Source organism: Pelomonas sp. CA6, from assembly GCF_022549225.1.
Classification (GTDB): domain Bacteria; phylum Pseudomonadota; class Gammaproteobacteria; order Burkholderiales; family Burkholderiaceae_C; genus Roseateles.
Map to the genome: position 1 here is coordinate 366,726 of NZ_JAKZFD010000002.1, position 22,977 is coordinate 389,702.

The 22,977-nt window shown below is 66.9% G+C and carries 24 protein-coding genes; 11 read left to right on the forward strand and 13 right to left on the reverse strand.

The window, feature by feature from the left end; genetic code table 11:
- Positions 1-5 precede the first annotated feature (5 nt).
- Positions 6-779 (forward strand): ParA family protein, encoded by a 774-nt coding sequence (locus tag LZ017_RS05440; RefSeq protein WP_241299051.1) that lies wholly within the window; start codon positions 6-8, stop codon positions 777-779.
- A complete protein-coding gene (locus LZ017_RS22240; RefSeq protein WP_241299052.1) occupies positions 776-1,567 on the forward strand; it encodes a GNAT family N-acetyltransferase in 792 nt (263 codons plus the stop codon). The genes LZ017_RS05440 and LZ017_RS22240 overlap by 4 nt, the downstream gene beginning before the upstream one ends.
- Before the next feature lie 272 nt (positions 1,568-1,839).
- Here the strand turns inward: LZ017_RS22240 and LZ017_RS05450 are convergent, their stop codons facing one another.
- On the reverse strand, positions 1,840-2,238 hold the full coding sequence (locus LZ017_RS05450; RefSeq protein ID WP_241299054.1) for a GNAT family N-acetyltransferase: 399 nt from the start codon (positions 2,236-2,238) through the stop codon (positions 1,840-1,842).
- A 50-nt stretch (positions 2,239-2,288) separates the two neighbouring features.
- Complete coding sequence (gene argC / locus LZ017_RS05455) at positions 2,289-3,230, reverse strand: N-acetyl-gamma-glutamyl-phosphate reductase (RefSeq protein ID WP_241299056.1); 942 nt, start codon at positions 3,228-3,230, stop codon at positions 2,289-2,291.
- Between the two features lie 62 nt (positions 3,231-3,292).
- On the opposite strand from argC, the gene LZ017_RS05460 reads away from it, so the two are divergent.
- On the forward strand, positions 3,293-3,853 hold the full coding sequence (locus tag LZ017_RS05460; RefSeq protein WP_241299058.1) for an alpha/beta hydrolase: 561 nt from the start codon (positions 3,293-3,295) through the stop codon (positions 3,851-3,853).
- Positions 3,854-3,887: 34 nt separating this feature from the next.
- Positions 3,888-4,787 (forward strand): ParB/RepB/Spo0J family partition protein, encoded by a 900-nt coding sequence (locus LZ017_RS05465; protein ID WP_241299060.1) that lies wholly within the window; start codon positions 3,888-3,890, stop codon positions 4,785-4,787.
- A 101-nt stretch (positions 4,788-4,888) separates the two neighbouring features.
- On the opposite strand, the gene LZ017_RS05470 is transcribed toward LZ017_RS05465, so the two are convergent.
- Entirely contained in the window at positions 4,889-5,041 is a 153-nt protein-coding gene (locus LZ017_RS05470) for a hypothetical protein (RefSeq protein ID WP_241299062.1), read from the reverse strand.
- A 219-nt stretch (positions 5,042-5,260) separates the two neighbouring features.
- Between LZ017_RS05470 and LZ017_RS05475 the strand changes: the two genes are divergently transcribed.
- The 3 genes from LZ017_RS05475 (at position 5,261) to LZ017_RS05485 (ending at position 10,200) form a co-directional block, all read left to right on the forward strand.
- Positions 5,261-7,183: a PrkA family serine protein kinase gene (locus tag LZ017_RS05475; protein WP_241299064.1), complete on the forward strand. Its 1,923-nt coding sequence runs from the start codon at positions 5,261-5,263 to the stop codon at positions 7,181-7,183.
- A gap of 138 nt (positions 7,184-7,321) precedes the next feature.
- On the forward strand, positions 7,322-8,608 hold the full coding sequence (locus tag LZ017_RS05480; RefSeq protein ID WP_241299066.1) for a YeaH/YhbH family protein: 1,287 nt from the start codon (positions 7,322-7,324) through the stop codon (positions 8,606-8,608).
- Positions 8,605-10,200, forward strand: a complete 1,596-nt coding sequence (locus tag LZ017_RS05485; protein ID WP_374109882.1) for a SpoVR family protein — start codon at positions 8,605-8,607, stop codon at positions 10,198-10,200. The genes LZ017_RS05480 and LZ017_RS05485 overlap by 4 nt, the downstream gene beginning before the upstream one ends.
- 12 nt (positions 10,201-10,212) lie before the next feature.
- On the opposite strand, the gene sodC is transcribed toward LZ017_RS05485, so the two are convergent.
- From sodC to LZ017_RS05500, 3 genes are all read right to left on the reverse strand, one after another.
- A complete protein-coding gene (sodC, locus tag LZ017_RS05490) occupies positions 10,213-10,734 on the reverse strand; it encodes a superoxide dismutase [Cu-Zn] SodC (protein ID WP_241299068.1) in 522 nt (173 codons plus the stop codon).
- 88 nt (positions 10,735-10,822) lie between these two features.
- On the reverse strand, positions 10,823-12,232 hold the full coding sequence (locus LZ017_RS05495; RefSeq protein ID WP_241299070.1) for an FAD-binding oxidoreductase: 1,410 nt from the start codon (positions 12,230-12,232) through the stop codon (positions 10,823-10,825).
- A 166-nt stretch (positions 12,233-12,398) separates the two neighbouring features.
- On the reverse strand, positions 12,399-14,882 hold the full coding sequence (locus LZ017_RS05500; protein WP_241299072.1) for a penicillin acylase family protein: 2,484 nt from the start codon (positions 14,880-14,882) through the stop codon (positions 12,399-12,401).
- Between the two features lie 139 nt (positions 14,883-15,021).
- On the opposite strand from LZ017_RS05500, the gene LZ017_RS05505 reads away from it, so the two are divergent.
- The 3 genes from LZ017_RS05505 to LZ017_RS05515 all read left to right on the forward strand — a co-directional run bounded on the left by LZ017_RS05505 (position 15,022) and on the right by LZ017_RS05515 (position 17,590).
- Positions 15,022-16,527: an OmpP1/FadL family transporter gene (locus tag LZ017_RS05505; protein WP_241299074.1), complete on the forward strand. Its 1,506-nt coding sequence runs from the start codon at positions 15,022-15,024 to the stop codon at positions 16,525-16,527.
- Positions 16,528-16,683: 156 nt separating this feature from the next.
- A complete protein-coding gene (locus LZ017_RS05510) occupies positions 16,684-16,917 on the forward strand; it encodes a hypothetical protein (RefSeq protein ID WP_241299076.1) in 234 nt (77 codons plus the stop codon).
- Between the two features lie 94 nt (positions 16,918-17,011).
- Complete coding sequence (locus LZ017_RS05515; RefSeq protein WP_241299078.1) at positions 17,012-17,590, forward strand: cob(I)yrinic acid a,c-diamide adenosyltransferase; 579 nt, start codon at positions 17,012-17,014, stop codon at positions 17,588-17,590.
- A gap of 27 nt (positions 17,591-17,617) precedes the next feature.
- Here the strand turns inward: LZ017_RS05515 and LZ017_RS05520 are convergent, their stop codons facing one another.
- Positions 17,618-18,595, reverse strand: a complete 978-nt coding sequence (locus LZ017_RS05520) for a YafY family protein (protein ID WP_241299080.1) — start codon at positions 18,593-18,595, stop codon at positions 17,618-17,620.
- 133 nt (positions 18,596-18,728) lie between these two features.
- Between LZ017_RS05520 and LZ017_RS05525 the strand changes: the two genes are divergently transcribed.
- A complete protein-coding gene (locus LZ017_RS05525; protein ID WP_241299082.1) occupies positions 18,729-19,796 on the forward strand; it encodes a hypothetical protein in 1,068 nt (355 codons plus the stop codon).
- Positions 19,797-19,814: 18 nt separating this feature from the next.
- Here the strand turns inward: LZ017_RS05525 and LZ017_RS05530 are convergent, their stop codons facing one another.
- The 6 genes from LZ017_RS05530 to LZ017_RS05555 form a co-directional block, all read right to left on the reverse strand.
- Complete coding sequence (locus tag LZ017_RS05530; RefSeq protein WP_241299084.1) at positions 19,815-20,030, reverse strand: hypothetical protein; 216 nt, start codon at positions 20,028-20,030, stop codon at positions 19,815-19,817.
- Between the two features lie 102 nt (positions 20,031-20,132).
- Entirely contained in the window at positions 20,133-20,591 is a 459-nt protein-coding gene (locus tag LZ017_RS05535) for a PIN domain-containing protein (RefSeq protein ID WP_241299086.1), read from the reverse strand.
- Positions 20,588-20,980: an AbrB/MazE/SpoVT family DNA-binding domain-containing protein gene (locus LZ017_RS05540; protein WP_241299088.1), complete on the reverse strand. Its 393-nt coding sequence runs from the start codon at positions 20,978-20,980 to the stop codon at positions 20,588-20,590. The genes LZ017_RS05535 and LZ017_RS05540 overlap by 4 nt, the downstream gene beginning before the upstream one ends.
- A gap of 230 nt (positions 20,981-21,210) precedes the next feature.
- Positions 21,211-21,729: a GNAT family N-acetyltransferase gene (locus LZ017_RS05545; RefSeq protein ID WP_241299090.1), complete on the reverse strand. Its 519-nt coding sequence runs from the start codon at positions 21,727-21,729 to the stop codon at positions 21,211-21,213.
- A 112-nt stretch (positions 21,730-21,841) separates the two neighbouring features.
- Positions 21,842-22,528 (reverse strand): PolC-type DNA polymerase III, encoded by a 687-nt coding sequence (locus LZ017_RS05550; protein WP_241299093.1) that lies wholly within the window; start codon positions 22,526-22,528, stop codon positions 21,842-21,844.
- Positions 22,525-22,836, reverse strand: a complete 312-nt coding sequence (locus tag LZ017_RS05555) for a nucleotide pyrophosphohydrolase (RefSeq protein WP_241299095.1) — start codon at positions 22,834-22,836, stop codon at positions 22,525-22,527. The genes LZ017_RS05550 and LZ017_RS05555 overlap by 4 nt, the downstream gene beginning before the upstream one ends.
- Positions 22,837-22,977: the final 141 nt, after the last annotated feature.

Here is a 22,977-nt window from a genome sequence, read left to right on the forward strand (position 1 = left end):
AAGACATGGCCAAGATCTTCTGCATTGCCAATCAAAAGGGCGGCGTGGGCAAGACCACCACCACCGTGAACCTCGCCGCCGGCTTGGCCAAGGTGGGGCAGCGGGTGCTGGTGGTGGACCTGGACCCGCAGGGCAATGCCACGATGGGCTCGGGCGTGGACAAGCGTGCCCTGCCCCTGAGCGTGTACGACGTGCTCTTGGAAACGGCCACCATCGCCGAAGCCCGCCAGCACAGCGAAAAGGCCGGCTATGACGTGCTAGGCGCCAACCGCGAACTCGCGGGCGCCGAGGTGGAGTTGGTGGAACTGGAACACCGCGAGCAACGCCTCAAGGCCGCCATCGCCGCCGCCGACGCGGACTACGACTTCGTGCTGATCGACTGCCCGCCCTCGCTGTCCATGCTGACGCTCAACGGCCTGTGCAGCGCCCATGGCGTGGTCGTGCCCATGCAGTGCGAGTACTTCGCGCTCGAGGGCCTGTCCGACCTGGTCAACACCATCAAGCAGGTGCATGCCAACCTGAATCCGGACCTGCAGATCATCGGCCTGCTGCGCGTGATGTTCGACCCGCGCATCACGTTGCAGCAGCAGGTCAGCGATCAACTCAAGGCCCACTTCGGCGACAAGGTGTTCGACACCGTGATCCCGCGCAACGTGCGCTTGGCCGAAGCCCCCAGCTACGGCATGCCCGGCGTCGTGTTCGACGCCAACGCCAAGGGCGCGCAGGCCTTTGTCGAATTCGCCAAGGAAATGGTGCGCCGGGTCGGGGGCATGCGGTGACGCCGGAGAGCCTGGCCGAGCTGGGACGTCGTGCCGAGCTGGCCGGGCTCAATGCCAGCGCCTCGCCGCACGAGGCCCATCTGGAGGGCTGGCTGCTGCGCCTCTCACCGGGCAAGGCGCGGCGCTCGCGCTGCGTCAACGCCCTCGCCCAGGGCCGGCTGCCGCTGGACGAGATGCTGGCGCGCTGCCGGCGCAGCTTCGATGCGGCTGGCCTGCCGCTGATCCTGCGCATCACCCCTTACAGCCAGCCGGTCGACCTGGACGAGCAGTTGGAGGCGCGCGGCTGGACCCGCTTCGAGCTGTCGCATGTGATGGTGCGTGAGTCGCTGAACGCCCTGGACGACGAACTGCCGACGGGCCTGCGGCTCTGCCCGGTCGATTCTGATCGTTACGCCCGCCTGATCGGCGAGCTGCGCGGCTCGGCCGAAGCCGAGATCCTCGGCCAGCAACAGCGGCTGCGCGCCGCGCCGGTGCGCTACCAGGCATTCATGTTGCAACGCAACAATTCCGATGGGACCGCGGAACTGCTGGCCTGTGGCCAATTCACGCTGGAAGAAGGCCTGGTGGGCCTCTACGACATCTTCACGCCGCCTGCCCACCGCGGCCAGGGCCATGGCCGCGCGCTGTGTGCCGCGCTGCTGCGCGAGGCACGCCGGCAGGGCGCCCGACAGGCCTATCTTCAGGTCAGCGGCGGCAACACGTTGGCGCAAAGGCTGTACACCGGGCTGGGCTTTGAGCTGGCCTACCGCTACCACTACCGCAGTGACGATCCGCGCGCGCTGGGCTGAACCCGAAGCAAGCAGGCAGGCCTTCAAACCGGCTCGGCGTGGCGTTCGAAGTGCAGCCCGTCCTGCCAGACGCCGTTCAGCTCGACGCTGCGCCGTGAGTGGCCGAATTGCTGAAAGCCGTGGTGGCGCAGCACCTGGCGTGAGCCACACCGCCCCCCGCATGGAAGGAGGCCGGCCTCGCATTGATCCTGGACTCGAAGAAGGCCCGGTTGTCGAACTCGAAGGCGCTCAAAGCGGCGAGGTCTTCCGGTCCCAGCCGCTTCAGCAAGGGCTCACTCACGGGGCTTCCACACCTTCATCAGCGTATGCCGGGTGAAGCCGGGGACGAAGTCATGCACGTGAGCGATGCAGGCATAGCCCAGGTGTTCGTACAGCTCGGCGCTGTCGTCGGACAGGGTCTCGATCAGCGCGTCCACGCAGCCGCGGCTCAGAGCCTGGGCCTCGAGGCGGCGCAGGCAGTCGCCACCCAGGCCCTGACCACGCCGATCGTCGCGCACCCACAGGTATTGCACATAGAGCCGCTGGAATTCGCTGCGGCCCCAGGCTCCGGCGATCAGTTCGCCCTGCTCGTACAACGCACAGGCGATGGGCTGGGCATCGCTGCCCTGAGTCTGCTGGCGGCCATGCAGGACGACGGCGTCGCGGATCGCGTCCAGATCGGCCTGAGGCACCGCGTCATCCTGGCGCCAGCCCTGCGGCCGGCCCGGCGCCCGCGCGTCGGTCACAGGCCCAGCGCTTCGTCCACACCCAGGTGCACGTTCATGCTCTGCACCGCCGCGCCACTGGCACCCTTGCCCAGGTTGTCCAGGCGGGCCATCACGAGGATCTGGCTGTCGTTGCCGAAGACGAAGAGGTCCACCCGGTTGCTGTCGTTGCAGGCCTGGACGTCGAAGAAGCCCTCGGCCAGCGTTTCGGGGTCGCGCAACGGCATCACGCGGATGAAGCGTTCGCCCTCGTAGTGCGCGGCGAGCGCGGCCCGGACCTGCTCCGGCGTGGTGCCGGCGCGCAGGCTGCTCAGGTGCAGCGGCACGGTGACCGCCAGGCCCTTGTAGAAGTCCGCGACGACGGGCATGAACACCGGTGCATGCTGCAGCCCGGTATGCGCCATCATCTCCGGCAGGTGCTTGTGGGCCAGGCCCAGCGCGTAGGGGCGGGGCGACTTCAGCCGCGCATCGCCGCCCGCCTCGTACTGCGCGATCATGCTCTTGCCGCCGCCCGAGTAGCCGGTGATGGAGGTCGCGCTGATGCGCGCGTCGCGGGCCAGCAGCCCGGCATCCACCAGCGGGCGCACCGCCAGGATGAAGGCGCTGGCGTGACAGCCCGGGTTGGCGATGCGCTTGGACGCGCGGATCGCGTCGCGCTGGCCGCGCGCCAGTTCGGGCAGCCCGAAGGCCCAGCCGGCCACCGTGCGGTGCGCGGTGCTGGCGTCGATCAGGCAGGTTTTGGGATTGCTCACCATCGCGGCGGCCTCGCGCGAGGCGGCGTCGGGCAGGCACAGGAAGGCCACATCGGCCGCGTTCAGCAGGCGGGCACGCTCGGCCGGATCCTTGCGCTTGTCGGCATCGATGCGCAGCACCTCGACGTCGCTGCGCTGCGCCAGGTATTCATTGATGCGCAGGCCCGTCGTTCCTTCCTGCCCGTCCACATACACCGCGTACTTCATGGGTTTGCGCTCCTGCACAATGCCGTCACATCACAAAAGGATGTGAAGCATAAGGCCAACCGATGACCGAACGCGCGCCCTCCCCTATCTACCTGCTGCCGGGCTGGTTGAATTCCGACCCCGATCACTGGCAGAGCCGCTGGGAGGCGCTGCACGGCGACCAGCGCATCGAACAGAACGACTGGGAATGGCCGCGGCGCGGCGACTGGATGGCGCGGCTGGACGAGGTGCTGCTGAACGATGTCCGGCTCGGCGAAACACCCGCGCTGCTGGTGGCCCACAGCCTGGGCTGCCAGCTCGTCGCGGCCTGGGCCGAGCACTCCAGGCACAGCGCGCGCGTGGCCGGTGCGCTGCTGGTGGCGCCGCCCGACACCGAACACCCCGACACCCCGCCGCAGCTGCACAACTGGCGCCCGATACGGCGCGCGCGCCTGCCCTTCCCGGCCGTGGCCGTGGTCTCCAGTGACGACCCTTTCTGTGCCACGGAACGCGCCGTGCAGATGGCCGCCGACTGGGGCGCCGAGCTGGTGATGATCGGCGCTCGCGGCCACATCAACAGCGCGTCCGGGCTGGGCGATTGGCCCGAGGGACGCGCGCTTCTCGAGGGCCTGGCGCGGCGCTGATCGGGACAACGAACGAATCACCGACAATCGCCCCATGGTGACGAAGAAACCCAAGGGCCTGGGCATGGGCCTGGAGGCCTTGCTGGGCCCCAAAGTGAGCGAATCCCCGGCCCTGCGCGACGGCGAGCCTGGCGTGCTGCCGCTGGCGCAGCTGCAGGCGGGCAAATACCAGCCGCGCACGCGCATGGACGAAGGCTCGCTGTACGAGCTGGCCGAAAGCATCAAGAGCCAGGGCATCATGCAGCCCATCCTCGTGCGCCCCATCGAGCCCAAGGGACCGGTGCGCTACGAGATCATCGCCGGTGAACGCCGCTTCCGCGCCGCCAAGCTGGCCGGACTGGCCGAGGTGCCGGTGCTGGTCAAGCCGGTGCCCGACAACGCCGCGGCGGCGATGGCGCTGATCGAGAACATCCAGCGCGAAGACCTGAACCCGCTCGAAGAAGCCCAGGGCCTGAAGCGCCTGGTCGACGAGTTCGGACTCACTCACGAACAGGCCGCGCAGGCCGTGGGACGGTCGCGCAGCGCGGCGACCAACCTGCTGCGACTGCTCAATCTGGCCGAGCCGGTGCAGGGTATGCTGATGGCGGGCGACCTGGACATGGGCCACGCGCGTGCGCTGCTCGCGCTGGACGGCGCGCACCAGATCACCAGCGCCACCGAGATCGCCGCCCGCAAGCTCAGCGTGCGCGAGGCCGAAAAGCTGGTGCAGCGCCAGCAGGCCGGTAGCGGCCGCCAGGCGCCGCTGCTGCGCGTCAAATCCGAGAAGAGCCGCGATGTGCTGCGGCTGGAAGAAGAGTTGTCGGATCTGCTGACCGCGCAGGTGGAAATCCGCGTGAAGAAGCGCAGCAAGCGCGGCGAACAGGGCGAACTGGCCATCCAGTTCGGCTCGCTCGACGAATTGAGCGGCCTGCTCGACAAACTGCGCCGCGAGTAAAAACCGCGGCCACGCCATCGCCCCCGCTTTCGAGGGGGGGGGGACAACCCTCATCGGGAAAGCACTTCGGGCGGGTGCCAACAGCAAACCATAGCAGCCCATCACGGGCTGCAGGCTTCGCACCGCGTCATAAGCTGGCGCGCGATGCGGCTTTTGCCGCGTTCAGGGCAGGCACGCGGTTCGCCCTTGATGATGAGACCGTCAACGCGGCGCGCAAAGGCAACGTTGATGCGACCAAGGGTCAGGTCTTGCATGCTCGCACGTCGTCTCGATTGCGCGTAGTATCAAAGCCAAGGGTCGCGCACAGGAAATGAACGTGGCCCCGATCCGCCGCTGACGCGCTGACGCTGATGTGTCGAGTTCGGAAAGCTCTGATGGCGCCTTGAGTCATGGACGTCACCAGAACTTCCCGGTCGACGCGGAGCCCCGCCAGGCCCTGCGCCGCCCTCCCGAAGCACGATGGAGGACACAGCATGGACGTCATCAGCCATTTCGCCGCTCGCTACGAGCGCAGCAAGGTCGAGGAACTCACGCTGGAGGAGTACCTGGACGAATGCAAGCGGAATCCCCTCGCCTACGCCACCGCCCCGGAACGCATGCTGCAGGCCATCGGCGAGCCGCAGATGGTGGACACGCGCAACGACCCACGGCTGTCGCGCATCTTCTCGAACAAGGTCATCAAGATCTATCCCGCCTTCGCCGAGTTCTACGGCATGGAGGATTCGATCGAGCAGGTGGTCAGCTACTTCCGCCATGCCGCGCAAGGCCTGGAGGAAAAGAAGCAGATTCTCTATCTGCTCGGTCCGGTGGGCGGCGGCAAGAGTTCCATCGCCGAGCGGCTCAAGCAGCTGATGGAGCAGGTGCCCTTCTACGCGCTGAAGGACTCGCCGGTGAACGAATCGCCGCTGGGTCTCTTCGACCTGCTGGAAGATGGCCCGCTGCTGGAGAAGGAGTACGGCATCCCGCGCCGTTACCTGAACCGCATCCTCAGCCCCTGGGCGGTCAAGCGGCTCGACGAGTACGGCGGCGACATCCGCCGTTTCAAGGTCATCAAGCGCTATCCCAGTGTGCTCAAGCAGATTGGCGTGGCCAAGACCGAGCCGGGCGACGAGAACAACCAGGATATTTCCTCGCTGGTCGGCAAGGTCGACATCCGCAAGCTGGAAACCTATGCGCAGGACGACCCCGACGCCTACAGCTACTCCGGCGGCCTGTGCCTGGCCAACCAGGGCCTGCTCGAATTCGTCGAGATGTTCAAGGCGCCGATCAAGGTGCTGCACCCGCTGCTGACCGCAACGCAGGAAGGCAACTTCAAGGGCACCGAGGGCTTCGGTGCCATTCCCTTCGACGGCATCGTGCTGGCGCACAGCAACGAGAGCGAATGGAAGTCCTTCCGCAACAACAAGAACAACGAAGCCTTCCTGGACCGCATCTACATCGTCAAGGTGCCCTACTGCCTGCGCGTCAGCGAAGAGGTGCGCATCTACGAGAAGCTGATCCGCAACTCCTCGCTCGCCGAGGCCAAGTGCGCTCCGGGCACGCTGAAGATGATGGCCCAGTTCGCCGTGCTCACGCGGTTGAAGGAGCCCGAGAACTCCAGCATCTTCAGCAAGATGCAGATCTACGACGGCGACAACCTCAAGGACACCGACCCCAAGGCCAAGTCCATCCAGGAGTACCGCGACTATGCCGGCGTGGACGAAGGCATGGCCGGCGTGTCCACGCGCTTCGCGTACAAGATCCTCTCCAAGGTCTTCAACTTCGATTCCACCGAGGTGGCCGCCAACCCCGTGCACCTGATGTACGTGCTGGAGCAGCAGATCGAACGCGAACAGTTCCCGCAGGAGCAGGAACAGAAGTTCGTCGGCTATATCAAGGAGATCCTGGCGCCGCGCTATGCCGAATTCATCGGCAAGGAAATCCAGACCGCCTACCTGGAAAGCTACAGCGAGTACGGCCAGAACATCTTCGATCGCTACGTGACCTATGCCGACTACTGGATCCAGGACCAGGAGTACCGCGACACCGACACCGGCGAGGTCTTTGACCGCTCGGCGCTGAACGCCGAGCTGGAAAAGATCGAAAAGCCCGCGGGCATCTCCAACCCCAAGGACTTCCGCAACGAGATCGTCAACTTCGTGCTGCGCGCGCGCGCCAACAACGCGGGCAAGAACCCGGCCTGGACCAGCTACGAGAAGCTGCGCACGGTGATCGAGAAGAAGATGTTCTCCAACACCGAGGAGCTGCTGCCCGTGATCAGCTTCAACGCCAAGGCCAGTGCCGAGGACGCGAAGAAGCACGAGAACTTCGTCCAGCGCATGGTGGACAAGGGTTACACACCCAAGCAGGTCCGCCTGCTCTGCGAGTGGTATCTGCGGGTGCGCAAGAGCAGCTGAAATGGACCATCCCCTACCGGCTGACGCCGGCGCCCCGGAAGGGGGGCGCTTCCCGGGGACCGGCACGGCCGGATCGCCGGAGGCTGTTCGGTTCGGGGGGCTTCATGCGTCGCGAATGCCGCGAGTGGAGCGAACGAGATGACCAGCCTGCAGCAGATCATTGACCGGCGGCTGTCCGGCAAGAACAAGTCGATCGGGAACCGCGAGCGCTTCCTGCGCCGCTACCGCGACCAGATCCGCGAGGCCGTGCGCCGCGCGGTGGACGGCCGCGGCATCCGCGACATGGAGCGCGGCGAAGAGGTCCACATTCCCAAGAAAGACCTCAGCGAACCGGTGTTCAGCCATGGCGATGGCGGCGTGCGCGAGGTGGTCCGCCCCGGCAATACCGAGCATGTGAAGGGCGATCGCATCCCCAAGCCCAAGGGCGGCGGCCAGGGCGGCGGCGGTGGCCAGGCCAGCGATTCCGGCGAGGGAGAGGACGACTTCGTCTTCCAGCTCACCAAGGAAGAATTCATGCAGGTCTTCTTCGACGACCTGGCCCTGCCCAACCTGGCGCGCAACCAGCTCGCCGAGACTCCCGAATGGAAGTCCCACCGTGCCGGCCTGACCAGCGACGGCACGCCCAGCAACCTGCATGTGCTGCGCTCCATGCGCGGTGCGCTGAGCCGGCGCATCGCGCTGGGCATGGACAAGCGGCGCGAGCTGCACGAGCTGGAGGCGCGGCTGCAGGACCTGCAGCGCGAGGATCTGCACAAGCCCGGCATTGCCGCGCTGATCGCCGAGACCGAAGCGCGCATCCTGCTGCTGAAGCAGCGCATCGCCGCCATCCCCTACCTGGACCCCATCGACCTGCGCTACCGAAGCCGGGTGCGCATTCCGGTGCCCACCTCGCGCGCGGTGATGTTCTGCCTGATGGATGTTTCCGGCTCCATGGACGAGTCGCGCAAGGACCTGGCCAAGCGCTTCTTCATCCTGCTCTACCTCTTCCTCACCCGACACTACGAGAAGATCGAGGTGGTCTTCATCCGCCACCACACCCAGGCCCAGGAAGTCGATGAGCAGAACTTCTTCCATGCCACCGAGACCGGCGGCACCGTGGTCTCGTCGGCCCTGGTGTTGATGGAGCAGATCATCCGCCAGCGCTATCCCAGCAACGAGTGGAACATCTACGGCGCGCAGGCCAGCGACGGCGACAACTGGCACCACGACAGCGGCCGCTGCCGTGAACTGCTGGCCGAAAAGATCCTGCCGCTGTGCCGCTACTACGCCTACGTGCAGGTGGCCGAGGCCGAGCAGAACCTCTGGGAGGAGTACGCCCGGCTCGCCGAGGACGTTCCCCAGTTCGCGATGCGCAAGGCCGTCGAGGTCTCCGAGATCTACCCGGTCTTCCGCGATCTGTTCAAGAAGGAAGGGGCCAATTCATGAGCGCCACGGAAAACCGTCGACGCGTGGGCCTGGGGCCCAGCGAGCGTGAGTACGGCGGACGGCGCGCGCATGCGCCGCTGCGCGCGATGAAGCCGCTGGAGCGCCGGCCCGAGCATCCCCTGCCCTCGCCCAGCGACTGGACCTTTGAGCTGGTCGAGCAATACCACGACGTCATCCGCCAGACCGCCGAACGCTATGGGCTGGACACCTATCCCAACCAGTTGGAGGTGATCACCGCCGAGCAGATGATGGACGCCTATGCCTCGGTGGGGATGCCCGTGCATTACCGCCACTGGAGCTATGGCAAGGAATTCATCGCCACCGAGCGCAACTACAAGCGCGGCCAGATGGGCCTGGCCTATGAGATCGTCATCAACTCCAACCCCTGCATCGCCTACCTGATGGAGGAGAACACGATGGCGATGCAGGCCCTGGTGATCGCGCATGCCTGCTACGGCCACAACAGCTTCTTCAAGAACAACTACCTGTTCCGCATGTGGACGGACGCCTCGTCCATCATCGACTACCTGGTCTATGCCAAGACCTACATCGCCGCCTGCGAGGAGCGCCATGGGCTGGACGCGGTGGAGGCCATGCTGGACTCCTGCCATGCGCTGATGAACCACGGCGTGGACCGCTATCGCCGGCCTGCCAAGCTTTCGTTGGCCCAGGAGCAGGCCCGCCTCGAGGAGCGCGAGACCCATGCCCAGCGCCAGATCAACGACCTCTGGCGGACCCTGCCGCGCCGCGGCGACGACAAGGCCGAGGCCGAGGAAAAGCGCCGCTTCCCCGAGGAGCCGCAGGAGAACATCCTCTATTTCATCGAGAAGAACGCGCCGCTGTTGGAGCCCTGGCAACGCGAGATCGTGCGCATCGTGCGCAAGATCGCGCAGTACTTCTATCCCCAACGCCAGACCCAGGTGATGAACGAGGGCTGGGCCACCTTCTGGCACCACCGGCTGCTGAACCAGATGTACGACGACGGCTATCTGTCGGACGGCATGATGATCGAGTGGCTGAAGTCGCACACCAACGTGGTCGCCCAGCCGCCGATGGCGCAGCTCAACCCCTATGCGCTGGGCTTTGCGATGTACACCGACATCAAGCGCATCTGCGAAGCCCCCACCGACGAAGACCGTGAGTGGTTCCCCGAGATCGCCGGCGCCGACTGGCTGCCCACGCTGGACCACGCGATGCGCAACTTCAAGGACGAGAGCTTCATCGCGCAATACCTGTCCCCCAAGCTGATGCGCGACTTCCGTCTCTTCGCCATCGTCGACGACGAGCGACTGAAGGAATACGAGATCTCGGCCATCCATGACGAACCGGGCTACCAGCATCTGCGCGAGGCCTTGTCGCGCCAGTACGACCTCTCCACCCGCGAGCCCAACATCCAAGTCTGGAACGTCAACCTGCGCGGTGACCGCTCGCTGACCCTGCGCCACACGCAGCACCAGGACCGGCCCCTGAACGACGACGCGCAGGAGGTGCTCAAGCACGTGGCCCGGCTGTGGGGCTTCGGCGTCCAGCTGGAAAGCGTCAATGCCCAGGGCGATGTGACGCGCCGCTGGTCGGTGCCGGCGCCGGCCTGAGGTGGGTCGACCTCAGTTCGACGTCACGACGCCGCAGGCCACGCGCGCCCCGCCGCCGCCCAGCGGCGCCGGGTGATCGGCATGGTTGTCGCCGCCGGCGTGCACCATCAGCGCATGGCCGATCACATCCGCGAGCTTGAGCCGTGGCGCCAGCACCGGCGTCGTCGCCTCCCCGTCAGCGGATACGAAGAGCGGCGGCAGGTCGCCCAGATGACCATCACCCCAGGGTTCGCCATGCTTGTTGGCGCCGCGCGGGTCCAGGTGCCCGCCGGCACCCAGGGCCGCGACCATGCTGCCGTTTTGCTCCGCGGGCGCGCAAGAAGGCTTGGCGTGGAAATGAAAGCCATGCAGGCCCGGCGCCAGACCGGTGAGGCGGGGGTAGAGCGCCAGCCCATAGGGCGTCTCGACCAGCCTCACGCTGCCGAGTTCGGCCCCCGGGCCGCTCGGTTCCGCGCGTTGCATCGGGACCGTCAGTTCGGCCGCCGCAGCGGCGCCCGTGGCGGCCAGGGACAGGATCAGCAGCAGTCGCTTCATCGCAGAGCTCCCTCTCGAAGAAACACAGGGCCGGCCCGAATGTTCCCGCCCCTCGACGGGCGCGCTCAGGACGGCAGCATGGATCGCGTCACAGGGCAAATACCTTGCCTGGGTTCATGATGTTATGCGGGTCCATCGCCCGCTTCAACGCGCGCATCTGTGCCACCGCACCCTCGCCGGCCTCGTCGATCAGGAAGCCCTGTTTGTGCAGACCGATGCCGTGCTCGCCGCTGCAGGTGCCTTCCAGGCGCAGTGCGCGCGCCACCATCTGCGCCGACAGCCGTTCGGCCGTCTCGCGCTCGGCTGGCAAGGCCGGATCGATCAGATAGGCCATGTGGAAATTGCCGTCGCCCACATGGCCAACGATGAAGTAGGGCAACCCGCTGGCCTCGACCTCGCGCACCGATTCGTTGATGGACTCGGCCAGCCGAGAAATGGGCACGCAGGTGTCGGTGGTCACCGCGCGGCAGCCCGGCTTCATCTGCAGTCCGGACAGATAGGCGTGATGGCGCGCCGTCCACAGCCGCGTGCGTTCCTCGGGCGTGGTGGCCCACGCGAAGTCGGTGCCGCCGAAGTCGCGCGCGATCTCCTGCACCGTCTGCGCCTGCTCGGCCACGCCGGCCTCGGAGCCGTGGAACTCCATCAGCAGCATCGGCGATTCGCGCAGCTGCAACTTGTCGTGCCGGTTCACCGCGCGCACCGCATGGGTGTCAAGCAGCTCGCAGCGCGCGATGGGCACGCCCATCTGGATGATGGCGATCGTGGTCTGCACCGCGGCATCGACCGTCTCGAAGGAACACACCGCCGCCGACACCGCCTCAGGCAGCGGGAAGAGGCGCAGCGTGACCTCGGTGATCACGCCCAGCGTGCCCTCGCTGCCGACGAACAGCCGCGTCAGGTCATAGCCGGCGCTGCTCTTGCGCGCGCGCGATCCGCTGCGGATCAGCTCGCCCTGTGGCGTGACCACCTGCAGGCCCAGCACGTTCTCACGCATGGTGCCGTAGCGCACCGCGTTCGTGCCGCTGGCGCGCGTGGCCGCCATGCCGCCGATGGAGGCATCGGCGCCGGGGTCGATGGGGAAAAACAGCCCCTGGTGGCGCAGCTCGTTGTTCAGCTGATTGCGGGTCACGCCGGGCTGCACCGTCACCGTCAGGTCCTCGGCCTGCACCTGCAAGATGCGATTCATGCGCGAGACATCCAGGCTCACGCCGCCCTGCACCGCCAGCAGATGGCCTTCCAGCGAAGTGCCCGCGCCATAGGGAATCACCGGCACCCGGTGTTCATGCGCCAGGCGCACCACGAAGACCACGTCCTCACTGCTCTCGGCGAACACCACCGCGTCGGGCGGCGGCACGTCGAAGGGCGACTCGTCGCGCCCATGCTGTTCGCGCAGCGCCAGCGCGGTGCTGCAGCGCTCGCCGAAGCGCTCGCGCAGCGCCTCCAGCATCGCGTCCGGCATCGGGCGGTGCACCAGTTGCGGGTTCAGCGGGGCGTTCATCGGGCGTCTCCTGGCCATTCCTTGTCTGCGGATTCTAGGAAGCCTGGGCTGAACAGAGGCTGAGAGCGCGGCCGCCCTGCGCCCTCGCCCCGCAGCGAGGGTGGCCGCAACGAAAAAAGGCGGGGTCGCCCCCGCCTTCGAACTCAGGCCCGTGGCCCGCTTCAGCTCACTCGCTAAGCTGCACGCTGCGATAGCCCGGATCGGCCTTGATCTCCGCATCGCTGAAGGGCAGCTTGGCCCATTTGGCGCCCTTCAGGAAGATGTCGGAGTACAGCTTGGTCTGGTCCGAGAAGTTCGGCGACAGCAGATGGCTGGACTGCGAATAGGTCAGCAAGCCTTCCGCCACCGGACCATTGGCATCGAAGGTGACCCACTGCATGTAGCTGTTGCCATAGAAGGGGTCGCCGTAGCGCATCTGCCCGTCCGGGCTCGCGCCCAGATTGCCGCGGCCGTTGTTGAAGGTGTAGCGGCCGCCCGGGATGGGAATGCCCGCGCTGTCACGCACCAGCACCTGGCGGCGTGCGTTCACCTCTTCCACCGGGATGCCGTTGGCCCCCATCCATTGCACCGCGTCAGCGAAATTGCGGGCCGCGCTGGTGTTGGCGGTGTTGAAGCCGCGCGGCGTGTACACGGGGTCGGTCGGCGTGTAGGCCACGCGCCAGTAGCTGGCATCCTTCAGTTCGCCCGAGAACTCATAGAGCTTGCGGAACAGCAGCGCTCCGGGGTCGGTCATGCCCTCGGTCTTCTTCCAGGCCGTGGCCAGCACACCGCAGGCCTTGGTCACATCCACCGGCTTGCCGTCGCTGGCCGTCAGCGTGATGGGCTGCGGCTTGCCCGCGCAGGTGGCGGCGAGGAATTCGTCCAGCCATTGCTCGGCCCGGAAGAAGCGGCTCTTCGCATAGACCTGCTGCAGGTTGGCCACCGTGAACCCCTTGCCCGGCAGGCCGTCCGTGCCCTTCATGCGGTCCAGCACCTGCGCGATGCCGGCGCGGGTGCGCTCGCCCTGCGGCATGCCTTCGGCATCGGGTCCGGTGGCGATGATCTTGGGATAGCCAGCGAGCCGCGCCTGGTCGTTGGGCAGCCAGTGGCTGTCGTTGGCGTTGACGACATAGTCGTCGCTGAGCAGATAGGGCCGCTGTGCCGCGGGGATGGCACCGTTCCACTGGCAGCTGGATTTGCTGCCATCCATCAGCACGATGCCGCGTGAAGCCATCAGGAACTGCGCGGTCGGGTTGTTCACGCAGGCGGCCAGCTGGGCGTCGGAGACATTGGCCGCCACCGAGTAGTTGGCGTACAGCGACTTGCCGTCCTTGTCCGCGGCCATGGTGTTGACCCAGGGCATCGCGTTGTAGGTGGCCAGCGCCTCGCGCAGCGACGCGGCACTGCTGGCGCGGCCGTTCAGCATCGCCTGGTCCAGCAACCGGTAGTTGGTCAGGTTGGCGTCGCGCAGCGCCACGGCGGTCTGCTTGCCCCAGGCAAAGCTGGCGCCGTCGCTGATCACAGGGCCATAGTCCGTGCCGTACAGCGTGCGCTTGTAGGTCTTCATCGAACCATCCGGCTGCAGCGCATCCACGCTGAGGTCGGTCTTGCTCATGGCCTTGAACTGGCCGTCGACCAGGTAGCGCGTCGGATCGGCCGGGTCCAGGATCAGCGTGAACAGCGTGAAACGGTTGTCGGTCGAGAAGGTGTGGGTCCAGGCCACGTCCTTGTTGAAACCGATCAGCGGCACCGGCGCGCCCAGCAGCGAGGCGCCCATCACGTCGTACTTGCCATTGACCGTCAGGTGCAGCTGGTGCAGTCGCAGCGCGCCCCACCACGGGAAGTGCGGGTTGCCCATCACGATGCCGCGGCCCGACTGCGTGACACCCTTGCCCAGGCCATAGCCATTGGAGCCCACCACGTGCTCATGCAGCGTGTTGGTGGCCTGCACCAGCGGGCTGTTCAACAGCGCCAGTTGCTGTTGGCTGTTCAGTGCGCGACGTGCCGCCATCAGCGTGGTGCCGCGTGCCGCGGCGGCCTTGATCACCGGCGGCTGGGCCGAGCCGATGGCCTCGATGAACTGCAGCGAGCTGCCCGTGACACCGGCCTGCATGAAGCGCAGGTAGGCGTCCTCCTCGGTCATGGGGCGGACCCAGGCCGCGCCCTTGCATTCCATGGGCAGCGCATTGACGCCCTGGTCGCGCAGGTAGCGGTTGTAGCCGGCCACAAAGCCCTTCACCAGGTCACGCAGGTCTTCGCTGGCCGCGGCCTTGACGTCGGCCGCCAGCTTGGGCGTGAAGTGCAGCTTGTAGAAGAAGTCCGATGCGAGGTTGGGCACGAAGCCGCCCAGCTGACCCAGGTAGGTCACGGGCGCGCCCTTCGCGTCCACATCGCCGAACCAGCGCGAACGCTCGCCCCGCAGCGTCACGAGCTCCTGCGCAAAGGAACAGATGTGGTCGTTGGCAAAGGCGAACCCGTAGCCGTAGCCGGCCCCCTTCCAGTCGTCGGCCTTCACATGAGGCACGCCGTAGCTGGTGTAGCGGATCTCGGCCTTGAACGCCGGGTCGGCCGGGGCCGGGGCGTTGGCGGGATTGGGGTCGCCGGATCCGCCGCAGGCGGCCAGCAGGGTTGCAGCCATCAGCGCTGACAGGCGCAGGGGCGATGCTCGCATCGTGTCTCCTTCCTTGTTGTATTGGACGCGGCTCTCTAATGCTTAGGAGCATGTTCAAGGGCGCGCTGCAGGCTATCATCAAAAGCCTAGTCATCGCTAGCGCGTATCACCCCCTAAGAATTCCACAATGGAGACACTCATGCGCCACACTCGTCACGCCTTGGGCTGCGCCTTGCTCACTGCCTTCTGTGCGCAGGGCGCCTGGGCTTCCGGCTATCACTTCGGCACCCAGTCGGCCTCCGCCCAAGGCACGGCCAACGCCGGTGCGCTGGAGGCTTCCGATGCTTCCGTGCTGTTCTACAACCCCGCGGCCATGACCCTGCTGGACGGCACCCGCGCCAGCGGCGTGCTCAACGTCGTGCTGCCCAAGGGCCGCTACGAAGACCAGGGCAGCTTCACCTCGCTGAACCAGCCCATCCAGGGCGGCAACGGCGGCCGCTTCGTGTCCGCCACCGCCGTGCCGCACGGCTACTTCACGCACAAGTGGAGCCCGGACATCACCGTCGGCGTGGGCGTCTTCGTGCCCTTCGGCTCCAAGAGCGAGTACGACGCCGACTGGGTGGGCCGCTACAACACCATCGGCACCGAGCTCAAGACCATCGCGATCAACCCCTCGCTGTCCTTCAAGCTGAACGAGAAGTTCAGCGCCGGCGTGGGCTTCACGCTGCAGCACATCGAGGGCAAGCTGTCCAAGGGCGCGGACTTCGGCTCCGGCGCGCTGAACCTGATCATCGACCAGCAGGTCGCCGCCAATGCGCGTCCCGGCGTGCCCACCGAGGTGGTGCGCGCCGCGGTCGTGAACCAGCTCAGCGGCCTGATCAAGCAGGTCTCGGGCAACCCGCTGTACTCCGGCCGCGTCGACGTGGAAGGCAAGGACTGGGGCGTGGGCTTCAACCTGGGCCTGATGTACCAGTACGACAAGGACACGCGCTTCGGCCTGGCCTATCGCTCCAATGTGCGCCACAAGCTCAAGGGCGATGCGCACTGGCAGGTGCAGACCCCCGCCGCCAATCTGGCCGCGCTGCTCAACGGCGCGCTGGGCAACGGCGTCGGCACCACCGTGCAGCAACGCCTGGTGGGCCTGTACACCGACAGCGACGCCAGCCTGAACGTCAACACGCCCGAGTCGCTGTCGCTGAACTTCTACAAGCAGCAGGGCAAGCTGGGCATCATGGGTGACGTGACCTACACGCGCCACTCGCGTTTCCAGGAACTGCGCATCGACTTCGCGAACAACCTGGCCGACTCCAACACGCCGCAGCGCTGGGTCAACACCACCCGTGCCTCCTTCGGCCTGAACTATCAGTGGAGCGACGCGCTGAAGCTGCGCGGTGGCGTGGCCTTCGACCAGTCGCCGATCGATGCGATCTCCAACCGCACGCCGTCCATCCCGGACAACGACCGCACCTGGCTGTCCGCCGGTTTGAACTGGAAGCTCAGCCCCAAAAGCTCGCTGGACTTCGCGCTGAGCTACATCCACGTCAACGCCAGCCAGATCAACTACTACGACAACGGTGCCGTGACCAACGCGTCCGGCTCGGCCGTCTGCGATCCCAGCAAGAACACCTCGAGCTGCGCGACCATCCGTGGCCGCTACAACCTGCACTCGGCGCTGCTGGGCATCCAGTACAACCACGAGTTCTGATCCGGCCCTGGACCGTCCCCGCGGGCGGCCCAAGCCAGGACTTCGCCAACGCCCGGCCCTGCCGGGCGTTTCTTCTTGCGCCGCCGCAAACCCGCGGACTTGATCGCGACGGGCTGCCGTGCCAGCATGGACGCGACTGCACCGTGGGAGCTAGCCATGTCGGGTCTCTGGGTTTTCGTGCTCGTGCTTCTGGTCGCGCTGGCGCTGCTGGGCGCCTTGCGGCTGGACCTGCTGAAGCTGTGGTTCGCCAGCCTCTTCAACCCCGCTCAGGCGGCCGGTCGCGGCACGCCGCCGGTGCAGAAGCTGCCAGTGCCACGCGACGAACCGGTGCAGTCGCAGACCCACGGCCACAAGCCCGAACACCACCAGCACACCGGCCGCCATCACTGAGGGCGAAAGCCCCGGGAGCCGCGATGCCCAAGCGGGGTCAGGCCTTGCCGTTTGCGGCAAGATGCGGGCTTTCGCAACCCCGAGCAGCGCTTCCATGGCCAACCGACTCTCTCAGATCGCAACCCGCACCGGCGACGACGGCACCACCGGCCTGGGCGACGGCACGCGCGTACCCAAAGACCATTTGCGCGTCCAGGCCATGGGTGATGTCGACGAGCTCAATTCTCAGATCGGCGTGCTGCTGGCCGAGCCCCTGCCCGAGGATGTGCGTGAACTGCTGATCACCATCCAGCACGAGCTGTTCAACCTTGGCGGCGAGCTGTGCATGCCCGGCTATGCGCTGCTCAAGGACGACGCCGTGCTGCGCCTGGACCAGGCGCTGGCCCATTACAACGCCGCTCTGCCCCGTCTGGCCGAATTCATCCTGCCCGCGGGCACGCGCAGCGCCGCGATCTCCCATGTCTGCCGCACCGTGGCGCGGCGCGCCGAACGCGCGGTCGTCACGCTGGCCGCGCACGAGAGCGTCAACGCCGCGCCGCGTCAGTACCTGAACCGTCTGTCCGACCTGCTGTTCGTGCTGGCCCGCGTGCTCAATCGCGCCAATCTGGACGGCAAGGGCGGCGACGACGTCTACTGGCACAGCGAGCGGCTGCAGCGCCAGCAGCAGGGCTGAGTCCCGCCGCCCACCACGGGCACAGGGTCACAGCGCGTCGGCGGCCTCGCGCAAGCGCCGGGCGTAGGCCTGCGTCAAGCTGTCGGGCGCCAGCACGCGCACCTGGCCGGCATGGCGCAGCAGGTCCATCAGCAGCTCGGTCGCGTCCACAAAGGGCAGCTCCAGCCGCCAGCGGCCGTCCTCCAGCCATTCGCTGCGCTGCGCCGGATGCCATTCCTCGCTGGCCACCCAGGGCGCCGCAGCAGCCGCAAACTCCAGCACCGCCCATTGCGGTGTGCCGCCGGCAAAAATGCCATAGCCCTGGTCCAGCTCGCCCTCCAGCTGCTTGATGGGCAGGGACCTGGCCTTGCTGCCCTGCAGCGCCTCGGCAGCCTCCACCGCGTCCAGCGCAAAGCGGCGCAGACCCTCGCTGGCATGGCACCAGGCGTCCAGGTACCAGGTGTTGCGGTAGTGCACCAGGCGCTGCGGCGACACCTCGCGCTCGCTCAGCGAGCCGCCATCCCTGCCGCGCTTGCGGTAGCGCAGCCTCAGTCGCTGCCGTTTCACCAGAGCCGAGCCCACGGTCTCGAAATGCTCCGAGGGCACGCGCCGGCGCGCCGTGGAGATCAGCTTGACGCGGCGCGTGATCTCGCGCGCCTCGTCCTCGTCGCTGCCCAGCATGCCGCTGAGCTTGTCGAACATGGGTTGCAGATGGCGGTTCAGCAGACCGTCCTCATCCAGCCCGGCCAGCAGCTGGTGCATGGTCAAGAGCGCATGCAGCTCCTTCTCGCTGAACCACAGGCCCGGCAGCTCATGGCGCTGGCCGCGCCATTGCTGGCCGAAGCGGTAGCCGTTCTCCGCCGCGTCGTACTCGATGGGCGCATCCATGCGCTCGCGCAGGTACTGCAGGTCGCGCTTCAGCGTGGCCGGCGACACCTCCAGCACCTCGCGCAGCTGCGCAAAGCTCACGCAGCCACGGCTGCGTATCAGCATCTCGATCTTGTAGAAGCGCTCGGTGCGATCCATGCCTCGTTCCCCGGCCCTGTGGCAAAAAAACCGCCTTCGGACGGGTGGTGCCGAAGTGGCTCATCAGGTAGCTCACGCCATGAGCCACCTGGCCCACACACTGTGCCATACCCACACACCGTAGGAGCCACTCATGGAACAGACCCGCGTTGCCGCGATCCAGCTCTCGCTGCCCATGCCCGAGGCCGCCGCCGCCCCTTGCGCGCAAGACCGCGCACCCAGCCTCCATGAGCAACTCGGCTTCGAACTCGGCTGGGACCATGCCCGCTACGGGTCGGTGCCGCCGGTGGATCAGCTCTTCCAGCAGTCTCCGCTGCGCCAGGGCTGGCAGGCCGGCCGTGCCAGCTTCGGCCGCCGAACCCTGCGCGCCAGTCCGCATGTGCGCCAGTGGCTGGCCCTGCGCTGCCATGCCTGGCTGCGCGGGCGCAGCTTCGAAACCTTGCTGGTCACGCCCAACTATCTCCAGCAGCTGGAAGCCAGCCACTGCCCCATCACCCGCCAGCCGCTGCAGGAGCAAGCCGGCACACAGCAGCGCCGCATCGACCGCGTGCGCGACGATGCCGGTTATGCCGCCGGCAACCTCGTGCAGATGAGCCAGCAGGCCAACCAGGCCAAGGGCGACCGCGACTTCGCGGCACTGCAGGCCCTGGCACTCAGCCTGCGCCAGGGGCCGCTCCAGCAGGCCGGAGGCCTGGACCTGGCGTCCTGGGACCGCCTGGTCACGCTGGCGAGCTTCGTCACCGAACTGCCGCACGAACAGGCGGCGCGCCTGCCGCTGCGCGTGCTGCCGCCCAACCGCTTGCGCCTCTTCAATCCCATCCAGGCTTTGCAGGCCCTGCTGACGCGCCAGCTGGCCACACCAGGCTGGAGCCAGCGCCTGACGCGCATCGAAAGCCTGCTGGGCAGCGACTCGTTGCGCGCGGACTTCAGCCGCTTCGTCCTCGCGCTGGCGCCACGCGTGCTGCGCAGCCGCGAACTGCTGCAACGCGAACAGATCCGCTGGGCGCTGGAGGATGCCTGGCAGGACGCGCTGGTGCTCAAGCGCTGGACCCAGTTCGCGCTGAACCTGGGCGCTGCCCAGGCCGAAGCGCTGGTGCACAAGGCCGCCGCGAAGAAGCTCAGCCCCGTGCATGTGGAGCGCCATGCCCATCCCACCGAGGGCTGGGCCCTGGAGCGTCAAGGCTTCCGCGCGGCCGCCTGAGCGCGCCCGGCGGGCTGGTCAGGGCAGGCCCTGGTGCAGCTTTTCCAGCTCGCCGTTCTGATCCTGCAGCGCCACGGCATAGCCTTGCTCGCCAAACCAATGCGCCCATCTGCGCGCCTGCTGACGATCGGGCAGCCAGGGACCCGTGCGGTCAACCTGGACGCGATACCCGCGGCGTTCATAGAACACCACGCGCCACATGTTGTTGTTGATCTTTGCGTCAAAAGCGCCCATCGGAAGCTGCTGAAGAGTCCCATCCCGAAACGGGGCGCAAATCTAGCAGAAGCATCATTCACGGGCGAGAGAAGAACCCTCAAGCCCCCACGACGACCCAGATCAAAGCGCGAGAAATTCCTCAAGCCGCCGCAGCCCTACCCGTTTGATGTCCGCTGATCGGCTGCGCGCGAGCCATTGCGTCAGCAGCGCATCGTGGCTGATCAGCTCAGCCGTCTCGCCCTCCAGCGCCAAGGCCAGCAAATCGGCATGGGCCGGCGTGGGCGCGCTCCCGCGGCCGCTCTTCGGCGTTGCGGGGCGCAGCGCCTGGGCATAGGGCAGGAAGTCGGCCAGCAGTTCCTGGCGCTGCGCCAGGCTCAGTCCGAAGCGGGGAAAGGCCAGCGCCGTCATCAGCCGCGTGGCGCTGTCCGGACTGACACGCGGCAGCCAGCGGCCGTCCTGCCAGCCGCGCCGCAGTGCCTGCGCCTGCTCGTCGGTGCACAGCAGCGCACGCAGCAACAGCGGCGTGTCGATCACAACGGGACGGCTTGCCGTCTTCGCCGCCGAACGGACGCGGCTCATCGGCTCACCACCTTGGTTGCACGTTTTGTTACAGATCCCTCATTTTTCGCGCGGCTGGCTGCGGCCTCGCGGCGCGGCGCCGGTTTCTTGGCGGCGGCACTCGATGTTTTTTTTGCCGGGCTGGCCTTGGCTGCAGCGGCCTTTTTACGACTCCCCGTTTTTTGGGCTCCTTCCCCCGAGGCCCAGGCCGCGGCGGCCTCCAGCGTTTTTTCGTCCAGCGCGAGTTCCGCCAGCTTGGCGCGCAGCGCGTCGCCGCGCTGGATGCGCACGGGGGTCAGCACGATTTGCCCGGCCCGGGCCTGCACCTCGAAGTACTGCACGGGACCGATGGCTTCGGTCACGCTCTTGGGAAGGGTCAATTGATTCTTGGAAGTAAGCTTGGCCAGCACGGAGCACATTCGCAAAGTAAGGGGCCATTACTTTAGCGCGTCCTGGCTTTCGTCGCGGCGATGCACGCAGCCGGGCGCGATGCGGCGCGAGCACGGCCAATTCAGCTGAGGCAAGACCTGACCCCAGCGGAACTCAAGAAAAAAACGGGCATGAAAAAAGGGCCGCATCAGCGGCCCTCTTTGTCAGGGGATAGAGGCGAGCGATATCGCCTTCGGTCTTGCCAGGGGATTCAGGCGACCGTGCGCTGCAGGCGCAGCTGCTGCAGCTTCACGCCTTCCACATCCACCGTCTTGGCGGAATCGAACTCGGGCTCGAAGCCGGCCTGCTCGAAGAAACGCAGCGCGCGTCCATTGCCCTGATAGGTCCACAGCGTGACCTTGGTGCAACCTTCCTCCTGCAATCCCTCGCGGGCGGCCTGGACCAGGGCCTGACCCACGCCCTTGTCCCAGTGCTGGGGGGCGGCATAGACGGCCCAGATCTCACCGGTGGTGGACGGCGTGCCCTTGTCGCGCGAGCGATCGAAGCCAACAAAGCCCATGGGCTCGTTGTCCACGTGCGCGACCAGCAACTGGGGTTCGCAGAGTTGAATGGCCTCGCGCCAATAAGCCTGGCGCTGTGCCACCGACAGATTGGCCAGGGCGGAGTCGGGCCACAGACCCTTGTATGCATCCTGTGCGGCAGCCACTTGGATCTGGGCGATGACCTTGGCATCGCGCAAGGTGGCCGGACGGACCTCAATACTCGACATAGCTAACGAAAGCGGGCAGCAGAAAACCAAAGCCCAAGATTGTCCTCGCCAATTGCGGCCGAAGCCGCCCTTGACAGCAGCTTTTTTTGTGGCCCCGAAGTGAGGCCCCGGATCAGGCCAGGCTCAAACAGGCCTGCCGACGCTGCGAAAGCTCGCGCGCATAGGCCGCGACGCAGCGCCCGAACTGGGGCCGGGTCACGCCCTGCAGGCGCGCCAGCAGCTCGTGGCGCACCGGCAGACCCTGGAGCTGCTCGCTGAACTCTCGTTGCAGATCCTGCTGCATGCGCAGCAGCAGCTGCGCGGTGGTCAGCGCATCCGCCAACGCCCGGTGCGCCCGCCCGTTGTCGGGCAACGCATGGTGGCGTGCCAGCGTGCCCAGCTTGCAGTTGGGCGCCTCCGGATAGAGCCGGCGCGCGAGCTTCACCGTGCAGGCGAACTCGGGCGCCCGCTCGGGTGCGCAGTCGGCGCGTTGCAGCTCATGGAGCCAGAAGCCGCGGTCGAAGCTCGCGTTGTGCGCCACCATGCCGCAGCCCGCCGCGAAGCGGTCCACCTCGCGCATCACCTGCGCGGCATCGGGTGCCTGCTCCAGCATCTCATTGCTGATTCCGGTGAGGCGCTCGATGAAAGGCGGCACCCAGGCCCCGGTGTTCATCAGGCTCTGGTACTGGCCGACGATCGCCCCGTCGCGCACCAGCACCGCGGCAATCTCGGTCGCCCGCCCGCCGCCCTGCGGTGAATGGCCCGTGGTCTCGAAGTCGATCACCGCGATGGTGTCGAGCAGCGCGTCGGGAAAGCTCATGCAGGTTCCGGGTACTTCACGGCGTTCTTCAGCAGCTTGCGCTCCACCGCGTCGGCCACATCCACGCCGCTGCGATCGGCGATCTGCAGCAGGTACATCAGCACGTCGGCGATCTCCTCGCCCAGATGCTCACGCGTCGGCTCGTCCAGCGCCAGCGACTCCTCGGCGGTCTTCCATTGGAAGATCTCGACCAGCTCGGCCGCCTCCACCACCAGGGCCATGGCCAGGTTCTTGGGCGTCAGGTAGGGCTGCCAGTGGCGGGCCTCGGCGAAGGCACGCAGACGGCGCTGAAGGTCTTGTACATCCATGGGTTGCAGTGTGCCCAGCCCGTCCGGCCGGCTCAAGCGAAGCATGTCCGGCGAGGGCGTGGCTGCAACGCCGCCGCGCTTTTTCTGCCCTCTGTTTTCAACATGAGGTTTTAGATATCTCTTTCTGGTGGTCTTAGTAGA